This is a genomic window from Flagellimonas chongwuensis (genome assembly GCF_013376415.1).
Taxonomy (GTDB): domain Bacteria; phylum Bacteroidota; class Bacteroidia; order Flavobacteriales; family Flavobacteriaceae; genus Flagellimonas; species Flagellimonas chongwuensis.
In genome coordinates this window covers 113,878-129,215 of sequence record NZ_WYET01000007.1, presented here as the reverse complement: position 1 = coordinate 129,215, position 15,338 = coordinate 113,878, and the positions used below count along the sequence as shown (strand labels likewise).

At 34.6% G+C, this 15,338-nt stretch carries 13 protein-coding genes; 3 read left to right on the top strand and 10 right to left on the bottom strand.

Annotation, left to right across the window (positions count from 1 at the left end; all coding sequences use genetic code 11):
* Positions 1 to 16 precede the first annotated feature (16 nt).
* The 3 genes from GUA46_RS13405 to GUA46_RS13395 form a co-directional block, all read right to left on the bottom strand.
* Positions 17 to 658 (bottom strand): acetyltransferase, encoded by a 642-nt coding sequence (locus GUA46_RS13405; RefSeq protein WP_176620912.1) that lies wholly within the window; start codon positions 656 to 658, stop codon positions 17 to 19.
* A gap of 39 nt (positions 659 to 697) precedes the next feature.
* Positions 698 to 1,300 carry a sugar transferase gene (locus GUA46_RS13400; RefSeq protein ID WP_176620911.1) on the bottom strand — a complete coding sequence of 201 codons (603 nt, stop codon included), beginning with the start codon at positions 1,298 to 1,300 and terminating at the stop codon, positions 698 to 700.
* Positions 1,301 to 1,547: 247 nt separating this feature from the next.
* Positions 1,548 to 2,708 (bottom strand): glycosyltransferase family 4 protein, encoded by a 1,161-nt coding sequence (locus GUA46_RS13395; RefSeq protein ID WP_176620910.1) that lies wholly within the window; start codon positions 2,706 to 2,708, stop codon positions 1,548 to 1,550.
* A 323-nt stretch (positions 2,709 to 3,031) separates the two neighbouring features.
* Between GUA46_RS13395 and GUA46_RS13390 the strand changes: the two genes are divergently transcribed.
* From GUA46_RS13390 to GUA46_RS13380, 3 genes are all read left to right on the top strand, one after another.
* Entirely contained in the window at positions 3,032 to 5,086 is a 2,055-nt protein-coding gene (locus tag GUA46_RS13390) for a right-handed parallel beta-helix repeat-containing protein (RefSeq protein ID WP_176620909.1), read from the top strand.
* Between the two features lie 159 nt (positions 5,087 to 5,245).
* Positions 5,246 to 6,682: an MBOAT family O-acyltransferase gene (locus GUA46_RS13385; protein WP_108244232.1), complete on the top strand. Its 1,437-nt coding sequence runs from the start codon at positions 5,246 to 5,248 to the stop codon at positions 6,680 to 6,682.
* 3 nt (positions 6,683 to 6,685) lie between these two features.
* Positions 6,686 to 7,639 carry an SGNH/GDSL hydrolase family protein gene (locus GUA46_RS13380; protein WP_108244231.1) on the top strand — a complete coding sequence of 318 codons (954 nt, stop codon included), beginning with the start codon at positions 6,686 to 6,688 and terminating at the stop codon, positions 7,637 to 7,639.
* Here GUA46_RS13380 and asnB read toward each other — a convergent pair.
* The 7 genes from asnB to GUA46_RS13345 all read right to left on the bottom strand — a co-directional run bounded on the left by asnB (position 7,618) and on the right by GUA46_RS13345 (position 15,336).
* Positions 7,618 to 9,522 (bottom strand): asparagine synthase (glutamine-hydrolyzing), encoded by a 1,905-nt coding sequence (asnB, locus tag GUA46_RS13375; protein WP_176620908.1) that lies wholly within the window; start codon positions 9,520 to 9,522, stop codon positions 7,618 to 7,620. The two genes, GUA46_RS13380 and asnB, sit on opposite strands and share 22 nt — an antisense overlap.
* A 3-nt stretch (positions 9,523 to 9,525) precedes the next feature.
* Complete coding sequence (locus tag GUA46_RS13370; RefSeq protein WP_229418510.1) at positions 9,526 to 10,698, bottom strand: glycosyltransferase family 1 protein; 1,173 nt, start codon at positions 10,696 to 10,698, stop codon at positions 9,526 to 9,528.
* Between the two features lie 2 nt (positions 10,699 to 10,700).
* Complete coding sequence (locus GUA46_RS13365) at positions 10,701 to 11,591, bottom strand: glycosyltransferase family 2 protein (RefSeq protein WP_108244229.1); 891 nt, start codon at positions 11,589 to 11,591, stop codon at positions 10,701 to 10,703.
* A 1-nt stretch (position 11,592) separates the two neighbouring features.
* A complete protein-coding gene (locus tag GUA46_RS13360) occupies positions 11,593 to 12,588 on the bottom strand; it encodes an EpsG family protein (RefSeq protein WP_229418509.1) in 996 nt (331 codons plus the stop codon).
* Positions 12,589 to 12,679: 91 nt separating this feature from the next.
* On the bottom strand, positions 12,680 to 13,261 hold the full coding sequence (locus tag GUA46_RS13355) for a serine acetyltransferase (protein WP_108244227.1): 582 nt from the start codon (positions 13,259 to 13,261) through the stop codon (positions 12,680 to 12,682).
* Positions 13,261 to 14,385, bottom strand: a complete 1,125-nt coding sequence (locus GUA46_RS13350) for a glycosyltransferase (RefSeq protein WP_176620907.1) — start codon at positions 14,383 to 14,385, stop codon at positions 13,261 to 13,263. The genes GUA46_RS13355 and GUA46_RS13350 overlap by 1 nt, the downstream gene beginning before the upstream one ends.
* Positions 14,386 to 15,336, bottom strand: a complete 951-nt coding sequence (locus GUA46_RS13345; protein WP_176620906.1) for a hypothetical protein — start codon at positions 15,334 to 15,336, stop codon at positions 14,386 to 14,388.
* Between the last annotated feature and the right edge of the window lie 2 nt (positions 15,337 to 15,338).

The following is a 15,338-nucleotide window of genomic DNA, read 5'->3' as shown; positions in this document are numbered from 1 at the left end:
GAACAACCATTAAAAACTATTGAGACACAAATGGGTTATTGATCTTGATGACCCTACCGGGATTGCCCACTACCGTTGCATAATCTGGCACATCTTTTATAACAACGGTCCCAGCTCCGATGGTACACCACTTTCCTATTTTTATTTTTGGTATCACAACTGCACCTACTCCCACATGCGAACCTTCACCAACCTCCACATGTCCGCAAAGTGCAGCTTTTGGGGAAATATGGGCATAGTCGCCAATACTATTATCGTGATCAATGCTTGCTGCCGTGTTTACAATCACATGTTTGCCGACCGTAGTGTTCGGTTGTATGATTGCGCCTGCAAAAACAACTGTTCCTTCTCCAACTATTGCACTTTCGGCAATTATTGATGATGGATGAATAGCTTTCTCAAACGTACTTTTCAAAAATTCAGCAATTTCCGCTCGTTGTAAATTATTGCCAACAGCTATGATTACCGGATCTCCTTCGTGGGGGAATGCATCCTTTCCATCCCTCGCCCCAGTTTCAATATTTGTATTTTGATAAGCACTGTGAACTGTTGACGGCTTGTCATCATAAGTGTCTGTAACGACGATGTCGTTTAATTCGAGAACTTTTCGAATAACCTGAGAGTGTCCGCCTGCTCCATAGATTCTTACTTTTTTCATGTTGTGTAGTGTTCAGGGAAATTAATTTATATAGATCGGTCAATTACCGGCCCATTGAGGCATTGTTTTGTTTTCATTTTGATTGATGTCACTTTTCTTGATCACTTTTATAAATGTTTTATAGATAATCTTCAAGTCCAACATTGCAGAAATGTTTTCAACATACCAAACGTCCAACTTGAATTTTTGATTCCAATCGATTGTATTTCTGCCATTTATTTGGGCCCACCCTGTTATTCCAGGTCTTACATTGTGCCGTTTGCGCTGTTCTTCATTATAAAGCGGCAGGTATTCTACCAATAAAGGCCTTGGGCCTACAAGGGACATATCGCCCTTAAGCACGTTTACCAATTGCAGGAGCTCGTCCAGAGAGTATTTGCGAACGAATCCACCTATAGGTGTTACTCGCTTGGGGCTATGGATATCGATTGATGACCCAGGTTTAAAATCGCGCATGGTCTTGAATTTAATGATTTTGAAAACTTTACCATTCTTTCCAGGTCGAGGCTGCAAAAAGAATGGTCTACCATGGTTAACGACCAATAGTAAAAGTATCAGGACCAACAATAATGGCGACAGGAGCACCAGTAGAACTAATGCAATGAGAAAATCTATGATCGGTTTTATAAAAACGCTGTACATATATGAGGTTAAACAGGGATTTAGGGATAATATTCTATTTAGTACAAACAAAAAGCACTACGATTCTTTAAAATTAGGGCAACATTGGCAAAATGCATTGATTAATGGTTTAAGGAAATGATATTTTAGACGAATTGTAAAAGTTCTAGATTAAAAGAAGAGTTTGGCTTCAATTCCATTTAGTATTGAACTTTACAGAATCCTTTAGATATTGGAGCGTAGCTTTGGGTAAACTGTATGTTTTGAATCAATCTTTGGTACCTTCCAGCTCTTGATATTCTTTTAAGAGTTCGTTCCAAATAAAGGACCTTTCATACCTCTTTTTGATCATTTCCCGGTAAACATTTTTTTCTGCAGCAAACTTCTCTTTGTTCTCCAACACGTTTTTCATAGCGGTGTATAGCGCCTCGGTATTTTTAGTAGGTATAATGGTTCCGTTGACTCCCTCTTCTACAATCTCATTACAACCATTAATATCACTTACAATACTATAAAGCCCCATTGCCCCGGATTGCATTACCACATTGGGAAAACCTTCACGATAGCTGGGAAACGTCAAACAATCACTGATGGCAAAATAGGGGCGCACATCATCTACCCACCCCGTGGCAATCACTTTATCGGACTTGAAGATAAAATCTTCTGTTTCGGGTAACATGGGGTCAAGCTCTTCTTCAGGATTGCCCACCAACAACAGTTGTACATTGGTATACTCATCCAAAATATTTTTGAAGGCAGCAATAAGTTCATTGATTCCTTTGTCCCCTACCAATCGGCCAACAAATACAAACACATAGTCATCATCGGCGAGCTTTAGTTTTTTGCGAAGCTCAAGTTTTGATGCATTGGAATATAAGCTTGGGTCAAAATAGGAGGTATCTATACCATTGGAGCTGCCATGGCCGATCACCTTTAATTTTTTTGCATCCGTGAACTTGTGGTCCAATACAATTTCCTGTAGTCCCAACGAATTTGGATATACTTTAGTTGCGCAGAAATAGGTCAATTTTTCTACGGTATTCAACAAAACTCTTTTTGGTCCGGTAGCTTCCACAAGGGGTAGCCCGGCAATAGTGTGTAATCTGTGTGGAACACCGGCGAAGCGCGCGGCCATCATGCCTATTGTCCCTGCCTTTGGTGTATGGGAGTGGACAATGAACGGTTTTTCTTTTTTTAGGATTTTGTAAAGCTTTATTAAAGCCTGTAAATCTTGAAAAGGGGTAATTTTTCTTGTAAGATTTACGGGAATCACTCTTATTTCTTCTTTGACCCCTACTTTTTCCAAGTTTTCCTTATCCGATGAGATACCGACAACCTCATAGAACTGACTCATAAATTTGGATTGTCCCTGCAACAGTCCCCCAAGTGAAATTGGAACTGTAGTTATCCTTATTAATTTTTGTTTCATGGAATAGGTAATGGGTTAGGTGGCAATTGATTTAAAATATGGGGACTTTTCAGGATGTCAAATATAATTCCATATAAGTTGAAAAGGGTTAAATAAAAATTACTTTTAGATTTAGTGTGATAAATTATAGATAAAGTGAATGGGGGCTAACCTGAAAAATAGCAAAGAAGATGCATTTCATCGATTTTTTTGTTAAAATCGATAGGTTAAACATCTAATTGTTTGGTATTGAACGTAAGTGCTGGTGTATTTCGTCGAAAAAAAGACACATTTTGTCGTTTTTTGAACTTAAAAGAACAAATTTGTAAATTAAAAAGTAACAGATGCAAAAGAACACCCCAAAATTACTTTTCTTTTCGGTAATTTTTCTTTGCTTAATTCAAGCCTCATTTATCTCTTGTTCGCAAGATGAAGACCTTATAGACTTAGTTGGTTTGGAAGACCCTGATGAGGAAACCGTTGATGGTTCGGATGGAGATTCTGATGGAGATTCCGATGATTCCAATGATCAAGATACTCCAGATTTGGGAGAAACAGACAATGGCCCTGATTTTGATTCCTCAGAGGGGCTTAAAATAGATAATACCCCATGTGACTATACATTGGATGGTATTGAAAGCAACTCAACCTTGGAAATTGCCTGTCGGATGGACTTGGGAGGACAAACCATAACGGTGCCTTCCGGAGTCACTTTTGTTTTTGCAGGAGGTGAAATTATAAACGGAACATTAAACTTTTCTGCTCAAGGTACCATTGACGGTGATTTGCTCAATAAGGATTTGACCATTGAAGGTGATGTTAAATTGGATGACCCAATTTTTCAGTTTTATCCAGAGCGATGGGATATTGTTCAGGGACAAGTAAATTCTGATCGCGCTTTGAAGAACAATACCAATTTTGAAGGATTAATGTTTTATGTAAAAGAGTTAGGGGCTACTACCTTTCAAACTGATGAATTTGATGCCTACTTTGAGGTTACCAAGGTTACTTCTACCACAACAAATCAGAATTTTTATCCAAGTTTAGAGGCAGTAAACCTACCTTCAGATTTTACTTTGTCAATGACTAATAATACCTTTTTGAGAGTCTTTCCAACAATAGGTACTACTTCAGCAGCTTTAATCGGTGTTAGAGAGGTCGATAATGTTACCATTCGGGGAGGTATTTTAGTTGGAGATAGGGATAATCGTTCTTATTCTAGGGAAAACGCAGAAGAGGGAGCCCATTTAATGACGATTCGGTCTGGTAAGAATATTGTTTTAGACGGTATAAAGTTTACAAAAGGATCATTAGGAGGACTAAACATAAATTCAGTTGGACATACATTTGATTCCAACTATGACCCAACTAACAATGTTGTGGTCAGAAATTGTGTTTTCGATTCCAATAGAATGATGAGTATTGCATTGACAGACGGTAATAACATAGATATAAATTCGAATACCTTCTTAAATAATGCTCAGCCTTCCTCAAATTCTGATGGAGGAGTAGTAGGTTTTGCAATTAATCTTGAGCCTGTAAGAACAAGAAATTCATCCAATGAATTAGTTGAATATCAAAAGGTTCATGATGTTACAATAAGAAATAATGTTGAAAGGGGTAGTAGGGAAGGCTCGATAATCGTTTTTATTGGTCAAAGAATCGTAATTGAAAACAATGACTTTGAGACCAGCGCCTCCTTTTCTTTAGCTTCAGATACACAAATCAGAAACAATAAATTTACAGCAAGTAATGTTTCTGCTGGTAAACCTGCAATTATTGTCGGTGGACCAGGAGAGACTGTATTTAATAATTCAGTGTCTGGTAATACAATTGAGGGTTATGGATTAGCCATTGCAACATATTATAAAGATATAGAGGTTACGGGTAACATCATAAATGATTGTAATTCAGGTATTCAAATAAAAGATGCTGAAGATATTTTTATAAGTGAAAATAGGATTACTAATACCACCAGCGGACGAGGTATATCAGGGCAAATCACCACTGCAAACAATGTCGTTATACAAAACAACGACATTGATGTTAGAAATAATGCCATTTATTTTGTCCAGTTAAATAGAGATGCAGGATTAGATAATTCTGTGCAAGTGATTGGAAATAATTTCGCAAGTAGCGCAACCTCTGTTATCTCTAGCTCTTCAGGAGTGACTTATAGTAACAATATTTCAAATGGAATGGTTCAAGTTATTAATGCTTCAAATATTGATGTATTAAACAATACCTTATCTCCTGATAATTCAAATGGTATTCATTTAAAAGGTGGTTTGACAGAAACAACTATTCGAGACAACAATATTGATGTATCCGGCAATTATACCTGTATCCTGGACGAATCTACAGGTAGTGTGTCTATTGGAAACAATACTTGTCAATAGAGAATTAACTGGATTTATAAATTAAAAGGAGGTGCCAATGGCACCTCCTTTTAATTTATAAGCAACTTTGGTCGTATATAATGATCACTTATCGAATCAATCATTATGTGAATTATAAATTCAATTTATATTTGAAAGGCAACTCCAAAATTATTCGACTTGTTATTCAATTCTTTCGAGTTTACCGTTTTTATTCCAATAGTATTTATAGTTTATTGGTTTCTCCTCAATAAGAAATTAAAATTGCAGAATGCATTTTTATTGGCTTCAAGTTATGTTTTTTATGGATGGTGGGATTGGAGGTTTTTAGGTCTTATTATATTTAGTTCTTTTGTTGATTATACAATAGGATTCTATCTGGGAAAAACAAATAAAGTACCACTTAGAAAGAGATTGCTCGCTATAAGTCTTATTCTTAATATTGGCTTATTGGGCTTCTTTAAATACTTTAATTTTTTTATTGAGAGCTTTAATGATACAATTCGATTTTTTGGAAACAATTTTGATTTAGCTACCCTCAATATTATTCTGCCTGTTGGTATAAGCTTTTATACATTTCAAACACTAAGTTATACCATTGACGTCTACAATAGGAAACTTGAACCTGCCAAAGATGCAATTTCCTTTTTTACCTATGTAAGCTTTTTTCCTCAACTAGTAGCTGGTCCAATAGAAAGAGCAACTAATTTGTTACCACAATTTTATAAAAAAAGGACTTTTGATTATGACTTTGCTGTCAGTGGTTTAAAATTAATTCTTTGGGGGCTTTTTAAAAAGGTTGTAATTGCCGATAATGCAGCAACGTTTGTAAACATAATATTTAGTAATACGGAGAATTATTCTGGCAGTACAATTTTTTTAGGAGTAATACTTTTTTCATTTCAGATTTATGGAGATTTTTCTGGATATTCAGATATTGCTATTGGAACATCTCGTTTATTTGGGTTTAAATTGATGCGTAATTTTGCATTCCCTTATTTTTCAAGAGATATAGCTGAATTTTGGAGAAGGTGGCATATTTCTTTGTCCACCTGGTTCAGGGACTATGTTTATATTCCTTTGGGTGGTAGTAGGGGAGGACTTTGGCAAAAAGTAAGAAACACATTTGTAATATTTGTGTTAAGCGGATTCTGGCATGGCGCTAATTGGACTTTTATGTCTTGGGGCTTTTTGAATGCATTGTTCTTTTTACCTCTTTTAGTTTTGAAAAAAAATAGAATTAATACAGATTTGGTTGCGGAAGACAAGTTCTTGCCAAATCTTAGAGAAGTTTTTCAAATGCTTGTCACTTTTGTTATGGTGAATCTAGCGTGGATTTTTTTTAGAGCAGATAGTATGTCTCATGCCGCTCAAATTTATTTCAAAATAATTTCTCCATCCTTGTTTGCGATGCCAGAATTGATGCCCCTTAAAGTAATCATATTGATAATAATTTTTGTTATCATTGAATGGCTCAGAAGAGATAGGGAAGTAGTACTTGATTTTTCTGATTGGAGGATACCCAGACCACTTAGGTTTCTCATTTACTATTTAATTATATCATCTATCTTTTTATTAGGCGGACAGCAGCAAGAGTTCATTTATTTCCAATTTTAGCATATGAAAAAGTTTCTAAAAGTTTTGACTATTTTTTTCATGCCAATTTTAGTGATTACCTTGGGCCTAGAATTTTATCTGCGCAGCTATGAATCTGATTATGCTCAAAAGTTAGAGGGGCTAAACTTAAAAAAGGATAATATTCAAGTTCTTATTTTAGGTAATTCCCACGCTTTTAATGATGTTGCTCCAGATATTATAGAAAAGAAGGCCTTCAATTTAGCAGGATTAAACCAATCAATTTATTATGACAAAAGAATTACATTAAAATATCTTGATGATTTACCTCAACTTCAGTATGTTTTAATTAGCATGGACTATCATTCCCTTTATTTTTCTAGCCAAGGGATAAGGGATGTTTGGTCTTATTATTCGTATGGAATACCGTATGAAGACAGCTCATATTTCAAAGAAAGATTATCTTATTTCTGGTTCGGGTATACTCCCAGAATAACATTCTCCCTGTTGAAAACTAAATTACTGGATCGAATAAAAAATGTTAAGGATATTAGGTTGATAAATGGCTGGGAGCCTCTTTTGGAGATGGAGCATGGTGCATTCAAGGAATCTACTATTAATGCTCGTGCTAAATACTTCAATGATCTTGTGCACGGGTCGGTTGAAAGAGAAATGGTCCAGTCAGATTTAGAGTCGTTTATTCAAAAATTAAAAGATAAAGGAATCAACCCCATATTATTTACGCCACCAGTGCAAAGACGATTGACAGATAGGTTAGACCAAGAAATAATGCAAAAGAATGCAGAGTACATTCAACAATTGCAAACAACTTATGATGTTCCTTATTGGAACCTCATAAATGCTATATCGGATGAAAGTCTTTATTACAACGTAGATCATCTTAATTCTTCCGGAGCCAAAGAATTTTCACAGATTTTAAATGAAAAATTGGAGGATTATATTTTTGAGAAAAGCAATTATGATGAACTTCCTAGATAATTTTTGCAATACCATTTTTGGAAACAAAAATATGTCCATACCATAAAAGTATTGTCTTTTCCATTTAAATGATCGTTCACCAATTTTTGTATTGAGGAGGTATTGAAAATTTGTTGGGTTTCCAAAAAGGAAGGCTCAATATATTTCTTTAATTCTTTCTTTAGTGAAGATTTTAACCAATCCCCAATGGGAACCCCAAATCCAGATTTTGATTTATCAAGGAAGTCCTCCGGAAAATCTTCTTTAAATGCTTCTTTTAGAATGTATTTCTTGTTCCACCCTTTCATCAAAAAGTCTTCTGGAAGACTATTGGTATAATCCCATAACTTTTTGTTCAGAAAAGGAGCTCTACACTCCAAAGATGTTAGCATACTTGTTCGGTCAACTTTCACTAACATATCACCTTCCAAGCTAATATTTCTATCCACTTCCCTATAATCAGTGAGTGAATTAGGAGCTGATACTCCGGTCAAAGATTTATAATAGGCAAATGGATCTAGCTCTATAAAATTTGGTAATAGGTAATCCTGTAAGCTATTATTTGCGAAACCTAAGGAAATTATGTCCCAATAATATTGATTTGAATAATCAATTGAATTCAACAACTTGTTTATTTTGAATCTAATACCTCTCTTATCACTTTTGGAATAAAGCAAAGGCTGCAATATTCTTTTACTTAATTTATGTAACTGATTGGGAATTAACTGAGTGTAACGTTCATTAATCTTGCCAATATAATATTTATTATATCCGCCGAAAACTTCATCCCCTCCATCGCCTGTAAGAGCAACTTTTACGTGCTTACTGGTTTGGTGTGCCACCAAATAGCTTGGGAGAGATGAAGAGTCCGAAAAGGGCTCATCAAAATTGTCCAATATTTCGCTAACATTAGTCTTTAAATCATCTTCATTAAGTACGAATTCATGATGATTGCTATCTATCAAGTTGGCAACTGTTCTAGACTTGTCTCTTTCATCAAAACCTTTTTTTTCAAATCCTATAGAAAAAGTATTGATTTTTTGGTTTGATATTCTTGAGAGACATAGGGATACTATGGAAGAATCAACTCCACCTGAAAGAAAAGTACCGATAGGCACATCTGATACGGATCTGCTTTTGACACTTTCCGCTACAAGCTCTCTCACTTTCAATTTTGCTGAATTAAAAGAAATGTCTTCTTTTTCATTCACCTGCGTTGATTTTATTGAATCAGTACTCCAAGACGACTTTTTTAAATCATATATGAGAAGATGGTTAGGTTGTAATTTATGTATTCCTTCATATATTGAAAAAGGTGCAGGAATGTATGTTAACTTAAAAAAAAGATTCAATCCCAACTTATTTATTGTGGGGACGGTTGGAATAGCTTTAAGGATTGATTTAAGTTCAGAAGCCCAGAGAAATTGATTTTTGTATTGTGTGAAATAAAGAGGTTTTTCTCCAAAGAAATCCCTTCCTATAAAAACCTTCTTTTTTATACGGTCGTATATGCTAAAGCCAAACATACCATCAAGCTTCCTAAACCCTTCCACTCCCTCATATTGATAGAGCTTTAATATTACTTCGGTATCACTTTTTGTATTAAATGTAATATTTTTAGAAGAAAGATCGGCTCTGAGTTTTTTATAGTTATAGATTTCCCCATTGAACACAATTACAATATTATTGTCATCGGAGTAAATAGGTTGTTGTCCAGAATTTAAATCTATTATAGACAATCTACGCATTCCCATGGCAATTGAAAATTCCTTGGTTGACTCTGTAAAGCATCCATGATCATCAGGCCCTCTATGAATGATTTGATCATTCATCAGTTTAATTTTATTGGTAAGTACTGATGAGTCTATATGATTATCCTGGAGAATACCATTAATACCACACATATATTAGTTTTTAACTTTGGTTAAATAGAAGTTTTGTAGCTCGGCCGCATTATTTTTGATATCATAATTCCCATCTACTATTTTTTGGTGGGTGCTAACACGGTTGTAATTGAACATTTGGATTAATTGGTTTGCCCATTCTACAGGTGTACTTTCTAAGGACTTAAAAGTGATGTTACCAGTGATATCTAATTCATTCGAAATGTTTTCAGAAGCTATAATTTTTAGCCCAGAAGCTTGGGCCTCTATCAAGGTAACTGGCAGCCCCTCGTTTGTAGATGGAAATAGAAAAACATCAAATGCTTGCAATAGATGGTTAACATCTTTTCTAACACCTAAAAAAATCACATTTTCGGCAATTCCCATTTGCTCGGATAAGTCTTTATAATACTGCTGACCTGGACCTCCACCAACAAGGATTAATTTAGTTTTCGGTAATTTTTTCTGCACTTCATTAAATACATCTAATAGAAAGACATGATTTTTTTCTGGCACAAAATTTCCGACATGCCCTATGACCTTATACCCCTGAAGACCTAATTCTTTTCTCAAATTCGAAGAAGTCTCTTGGTCATATTCAAATTCGTCTGTGGCTATTGCATTGTTTATAATTTTCACATTAGGCTTGCTATCCAAACCAAAAAGCCATCGAGCTGCTTTATCCCCACACGAAAAGTAATAATTAGCATTTTTCCGTACCGACTTACGTAATAAGTTTTGTACCAAGAACTTAAAAGCATATCCCAATGAAGCCTTTTTTTTGGAAAAAGGATTTATGTTTAAATGGAAAAGACTTGTATGGCTGTGTGCTATTCTAAAAGGAACACCTTCTTTTTTAGCTTGGCTTAAAATTATACCGCTTAATCCATTCAAATGGGAGTGTATTATTCGATGCTCCGTATGTGTTTTGAAAAATGCTCGAACAGCTGAGATATAAGAAAAATAATTCTTGGGACTTATATTAGGCATAATATAGATTTTACCTCCAAGTGATTTTATTTCGTCATCATAAGCACCTTTTTCTTGCCTATGTAATAGAAAATCGAATTGGACCTTGTTTCTATCTATATTTCTATAGTAGTTCATAATCATGGCCTCAGCTCCACCACGATTCATTATGGTTAAAACTTGGAGTATACGAATGGGTTGTTCTGCACTATTGTTCTTCATGGCCATATTCAAATTCCGCTTTTTGTTTTAAGGCGTATGTACAAATTGAGCAAAACTCCAAAGGGAATCGCAACAATGGTGGTTATTTTTTTAGGTGACTCTGTAAGGAATTTTGCGTTTTTTGTAAAGAGAGCACAAGAAACATAGTGGACAGCATTCTTAAACTTGACACCAAATGATTTAGCATATTTCATTCCTGTTATCCTTGTAAAGGCAAAACCTTTAGGATGTCTACGGTATTGTTTTAACATGTTTAAACTTGATCCATCCGGCATGTATTCCACAATGCAGTATACCTCATTTACAGGATAAAGTTTGTAATCTTGATCAATCAATTGGTATAAATAGCCCAATGGGACAAACCTTTCCCCTTCATAAATAGGGTACTTAGGATATTGTTTGATGATCTCTGTTCTGTATACAAGTTTTTTATCTCCTCTGACCTTGTGTTTATTATATATGTCATAAATCGTAGTCTCTTCCAGATGTTCTGGAAACCTAGTTCCAATAATATTACCAGTTTTGTCAGCATCTAGGCCGACAATTCCGGCAAATTGAGGCTTATCTTTTATTGACTCCCATTTTTCAAGAATTAGTTCGACAGCATTGTTGGGCATGAAATCATCACTATCAATACAAATATTAAGTGGTGTTTCGATCAAAGAATAGGCTGTGTTGTGACCACCGTGCATACCTTGGTTGCTTTGATATTGGTATCTAATTTCAATCTTATTCTCTTTGATCCAACTTGCAATGAGTTCTTTGGAATTATCTGTTGATCCATCATCAATAATCAACCAAATAAAATCTTTATTAGTTTGTGAAACCAAGCTGTTGTAGCATTGATGTAGACAATATGCACGATTGAATGTAGGGGTAAATATGGTTATGGTTTTCATTTTAACTGTAATAAAGGTAGAACATCAGATAAGTAAACGAAAAATATGCGAGTATAATATTTCCTAAAAGAGCATGTTGATTTTTAAAAAAATTTTTCTTCAATAAAGGGTATATGATAACTATTGCCATCATAAACCATGAAAGGTATGCGAAACGGTTGGAAAAATTTGCACGAATTACAAGAACCCAAAACCCGTTACAAATGAGATAAGTATTTAATAACCTATTATAAAGCGCATCGGAGAATCCTCTTTTAACAACAAAGTACCATCCTGCAAAAACTGCAAAAGCAGAGTGAAATAAAAAATCCCATCTAAATCCAGTTGCCGAAAAAGTCCCTTCTTCAGAGCTACTGGATAAATATCCAGATAGTCTATCATCTGCGAATCCCAAACTGCTAAAAAGGCTTATCCATACCCCACCAAGAACCAAGGAAAGAGGAATACACATTAACCATCCCTTGAAATAAAATTTTGGGTTGTTATAAAAATAGGTGGCTAAGTAAGCCAGAATAGGTAGGAAAAGTGTTTTGTGGAATAAGAGAGCAAACCCAAAAAACATTACCATAAGTATTTTTCTTTTTTCGTAACATAGTCCCCATAAAAACAAGGAGCACGCAGCCCCATTTCGAATACCATTGACACTATATGTCCAAAAAGAAAAGGACACCACGAACATCAAGAATGCATAGTACCAGTACTCTTTAAAATAAGTAGTTGAAATTTTATATAGTGGGAAAATATAAATGAAACTAATTATGGTAAAAAAGGCATGTATTGACATATATGGTGCCAATGCTTTCATAAATACATGCCATCCATAGTCTTCCGCGTTTTTTATGGGAAGTCCTATCTGATAGTTCGAATATGTAACAACATAGTTTACAGTATCACCAAAAATGGGATGAATAGGCCTTAAACCTATATATAATACGAGGAAGGCGAGAAGTAATAGTCCAGAAATATTTATAAATGATAAGTTTTTAGGACTCTCCATAGGCACAACTCTAGTATGAAGAATTGTGAACAATACCAAAAACAGACAAATATTGATATAGATTGGGTAATATGACTCTATAGGGACAAAATTAATCATCAAGTTGGTTTTTGTTGTCAATTTTAATTACACGAGCCGGATTACCTACCACGGTGCAATTATCAGGAATATCTTTGACAACCACCGAACCAGCCCCTATTATAACATTGTTGCCTATAGAGATGTTTCCAATAACTGTACAATTTGTGTAAAGTTTTACATTATCTCCTATTCGTGGTCTTAGTCCGTTATTCTCTCCAATAGTAACAAGTTGATTTATATAAAGATTCTTGCCTATTTTTTCAGCATTTATTATGGAACTATAAGGATGAGCCAAAATTACGCCACCACCTAATTGAGTGTTGATATCTATAGTAAAGCGATTGTCCTTTGGATAAAAAATCCTCAAAAAGTTACTTGCTAGTCCTCTTGTTCTGAAATAAAATAAGGTCCGGAAATATTTATCATTAGCTAATTTTTTTAATAAATCAAAAAATATTTTGTTGTTCAAGCTAGGGATTGTTCCTCCAGAGTATAAATCCTCCTTTATCAGGTGTTTATTGGCAGAGAAAGAAAAAAGCAATCCATGCGGAATAAACAGAAGTTGATATATGCTTAAAAACAAATGTCTCATTACAAATGATTTAAAATTTTTTGATCCCACTGTTTCATCACCGGGTCTAAAAGATATTTTTGTACGGATTCGAATCCGTTTCTCGCAAGTTCTTCTCGTTTATTATCTTCATGTGTTAACTCCAGCAATTTATTTATGAACATAACTTTATTGTCCATCTCAATAAGACAACCTGTTTTATCTTTTTCAATGATATTCCTTGGTCCGGTTGGGCAATCAAAAGCAATAATAGGTAATCCTGAAGATTGTGATTCTAGAAGAACCATAGGGAAACATTCTTGGATAGAAGTCATTAAGTAAAGTCCTTTTTTTTGCATGATTTCCATCAAATTGTCAACTGGCTTTATAAGACGTACTGAATCTTTTAAATGGTATTTGGTTATCAAACTATTTAACTCAGCTACGTCTATATCAGTTCCATCTCCATAAATTTCCAGATTCCATTCATTATCTGATTTTTTAAATTCGTTCCATATTTCTAAAAGTAAATCAAATCGTTTTACAGGTGAAAAGCGTCCTGCGGCAATGGCGGTTTTTTCTCTGGTTTCAATGCTAAAGCTTGGTTTCTCTATAAAACTATGTGGTATTGGGTTGGGAATATGTACAATACGCCCAGAATTATAGAAACCTTTTTCTTCTTCGTTAAGCACGACTTTAAAATCCAATTTTCTTTCAATTAACTTTTCAAATCGGATTAAGGGAGTGAGTTTTACCTTGGACCTGTAAAATTGAGTAAAGTGATACTCCTTTAAAAACTTAGCTTTTGAGTTCAAAAACGGAAAAAAGAAGGTTACAGGAATATGATTGGCTATAATAACTAAATCGGGATTTAAATTTTTCAACAACTTTTTTAGCTTTCTATAGTTTTTGAAAACTTTTACAATGTTGTTTTTGCCAAAGTAGCTGCTATTTCTATCGTACAGAATACCTAAATCATACAAACTTATTTGTTCGGTAAATGGGTAGAAGGTCGCTTTACCTTCTTGTTCTGTAGTGACTACGTCAACTTTATGCTTTTTAACGGTGGACCAATAATTCGCTTTTATGTTGATTAAGCTATTAATCCCACCAATTTTATGAAGTTGGTCTGTTAGAATTACAATATTTAACTTTTGTTTTTCCATCTAACTATTTGTGGCAGGGATATTAATAGAGTTTTTAATAGATATTATAGAATCACACAGGGTTTTTGTGAAATTTTGCCCGCCTATTTTATCCAAGTGATGCCCATCGTAGGTTTTGAATTTGGTTGCAAAGAATTGTTTGTTGAAATTGAAATAAGGAATGTTAAATTTTTGTGCAGCCCTTTCCATATCACTGTCAAAACTTGGATAAAATAAATGCTCCTTTTCTATAAAGTCTGAATCAATAGGCATTCTAACTAAGATGACTTCACCATGCTCTTGAAGTCTGACGACTAGTTTATGAAAGCTTTCTAAACGTATGTCCGAAACCACATATTCTTCCATCATATTGTCAAATATTTTGGATTGTCCCTCTTTCCAAGCTTTAAAAATCGCTTCACTTTGAGGTAAGTTTTTTTCTTCTAACCAGCCATCTTTGTGCATTTCGGCGGATTGTCTAAAAATAGTTCTAAAATGGAAGTACTGGAGGTTTTTTAAAAGATATTCATAGTTTGGGTTCACATCTACATAGTGCATGTTATGTGGAGGACTATTTTCCTCTCTAAATTCTCCTTTGGCGTTGTCATTGTTTTTATCAGAACCAAACATCCAAGGAGTAACTGAAATAATAAATAAACCATTGGATGATGATGTATCTAGTTTTTTTAAAATGCTTTCATTATACAGGGGCCCCATTGAAGCTTGGGCAATGGTGAAACTATAATTGAAAACTGGCAAGGAATAGTCCTTACTTGATAGGGCCTCGTTCACAACACTTGGTTGTATTCCTTGCATACTCCTAGAATCTCCAATAATCATTGATTTTGCCTTGGGAGTAGTGAACTTAACGTAGAAATAATCCACATAGCCTCCATACTTTAGTAAAACAAGTGTAATCACAGCAAAGCAGGCTAATAGAAATATGAGTGTCTTAAATAAGTATTTCTTCATAA

Coding starts and splice junctions, on each gene's coding strand:
- GUA46_RS13405 (WP_176620912.1), bottom strand. CDS start 658: ATGAAAAAAGTAAGAATCTATGGAGCAGGCGGACACTCTCAGGTTATT.
- GUA46_RS13400 (WP_176620911.1), bottom strand. CDS start 1,300: ATGTACAGCGTTTTTATAAAACCGATCATAGATTTTCTCATTGCATTA.
- GUA46_RS13395 (WP_176620910.1), bottom strand. CDS start 2,708: ATGAAACAAAAATTAATAAGGATAACTACAGTTCCAATTTCACTTGGG.
- GUA46_RS13390 (WP_176620909.1), top strand. CDS start 3,032: ATGCAAAAGAACACCCCAAAATTACTTTTCTTTTCGGTAATTTTTCTT.
- GUA46_RS13380 (WP_108244231.1), top strand. CDS start 6,686: ATGAAAAAGTTTCTAAAAGTTTTGACTATTTTTTTCATGCCAATTTTA.
- asnB (WP_176620908.1), bottom strand. CDS start 9,522: ATGTGTGGTATTAATGGTATTCTCCAGGATAATCATATAGACTCATCA.
- GUA46_RS13370 (WP_229418510.1), bottom strand. CDS start 10,698: ATGGCCATGAAGAACAATAGTGCAGAACAACCCATTCGTATACTCCAA.
- GUA46_RS13365 (WP_108244229.1), bottom strand. CDS start 11,591: ATGAAAACCATAACCATATTTACCCCTACATTCAATCGTGCATATTGT.
- GUA46_RS13360 (WP_229418509.1), bottom strand. CDS start 12,588: ATGGAGAGTCCTAAAAACTTATCATTTATAAATATTTCTGGACTATTA.
- GUA46_RS13355 (WP_108244227.1), bottom strand. CDS start 13,261: ATGAGACATTTGTTTTTAAGCATATATCAACTTCTGTTTATTCCGCAT.
- GUA46_RS13350 (WP_176620907.1), bottom strand. CDS start 14,385: ATGGAAAAACAAAAGTTAAATATTGTAATTCTAACAGACCAACTTCAT.
- GUA46_RS13345 (WP_176620906.1), bottom strand. CDS start 15,336: ATGAAGAAATACTTATTTAAGACACTCATATTTCTATTAGCCTGCTTT.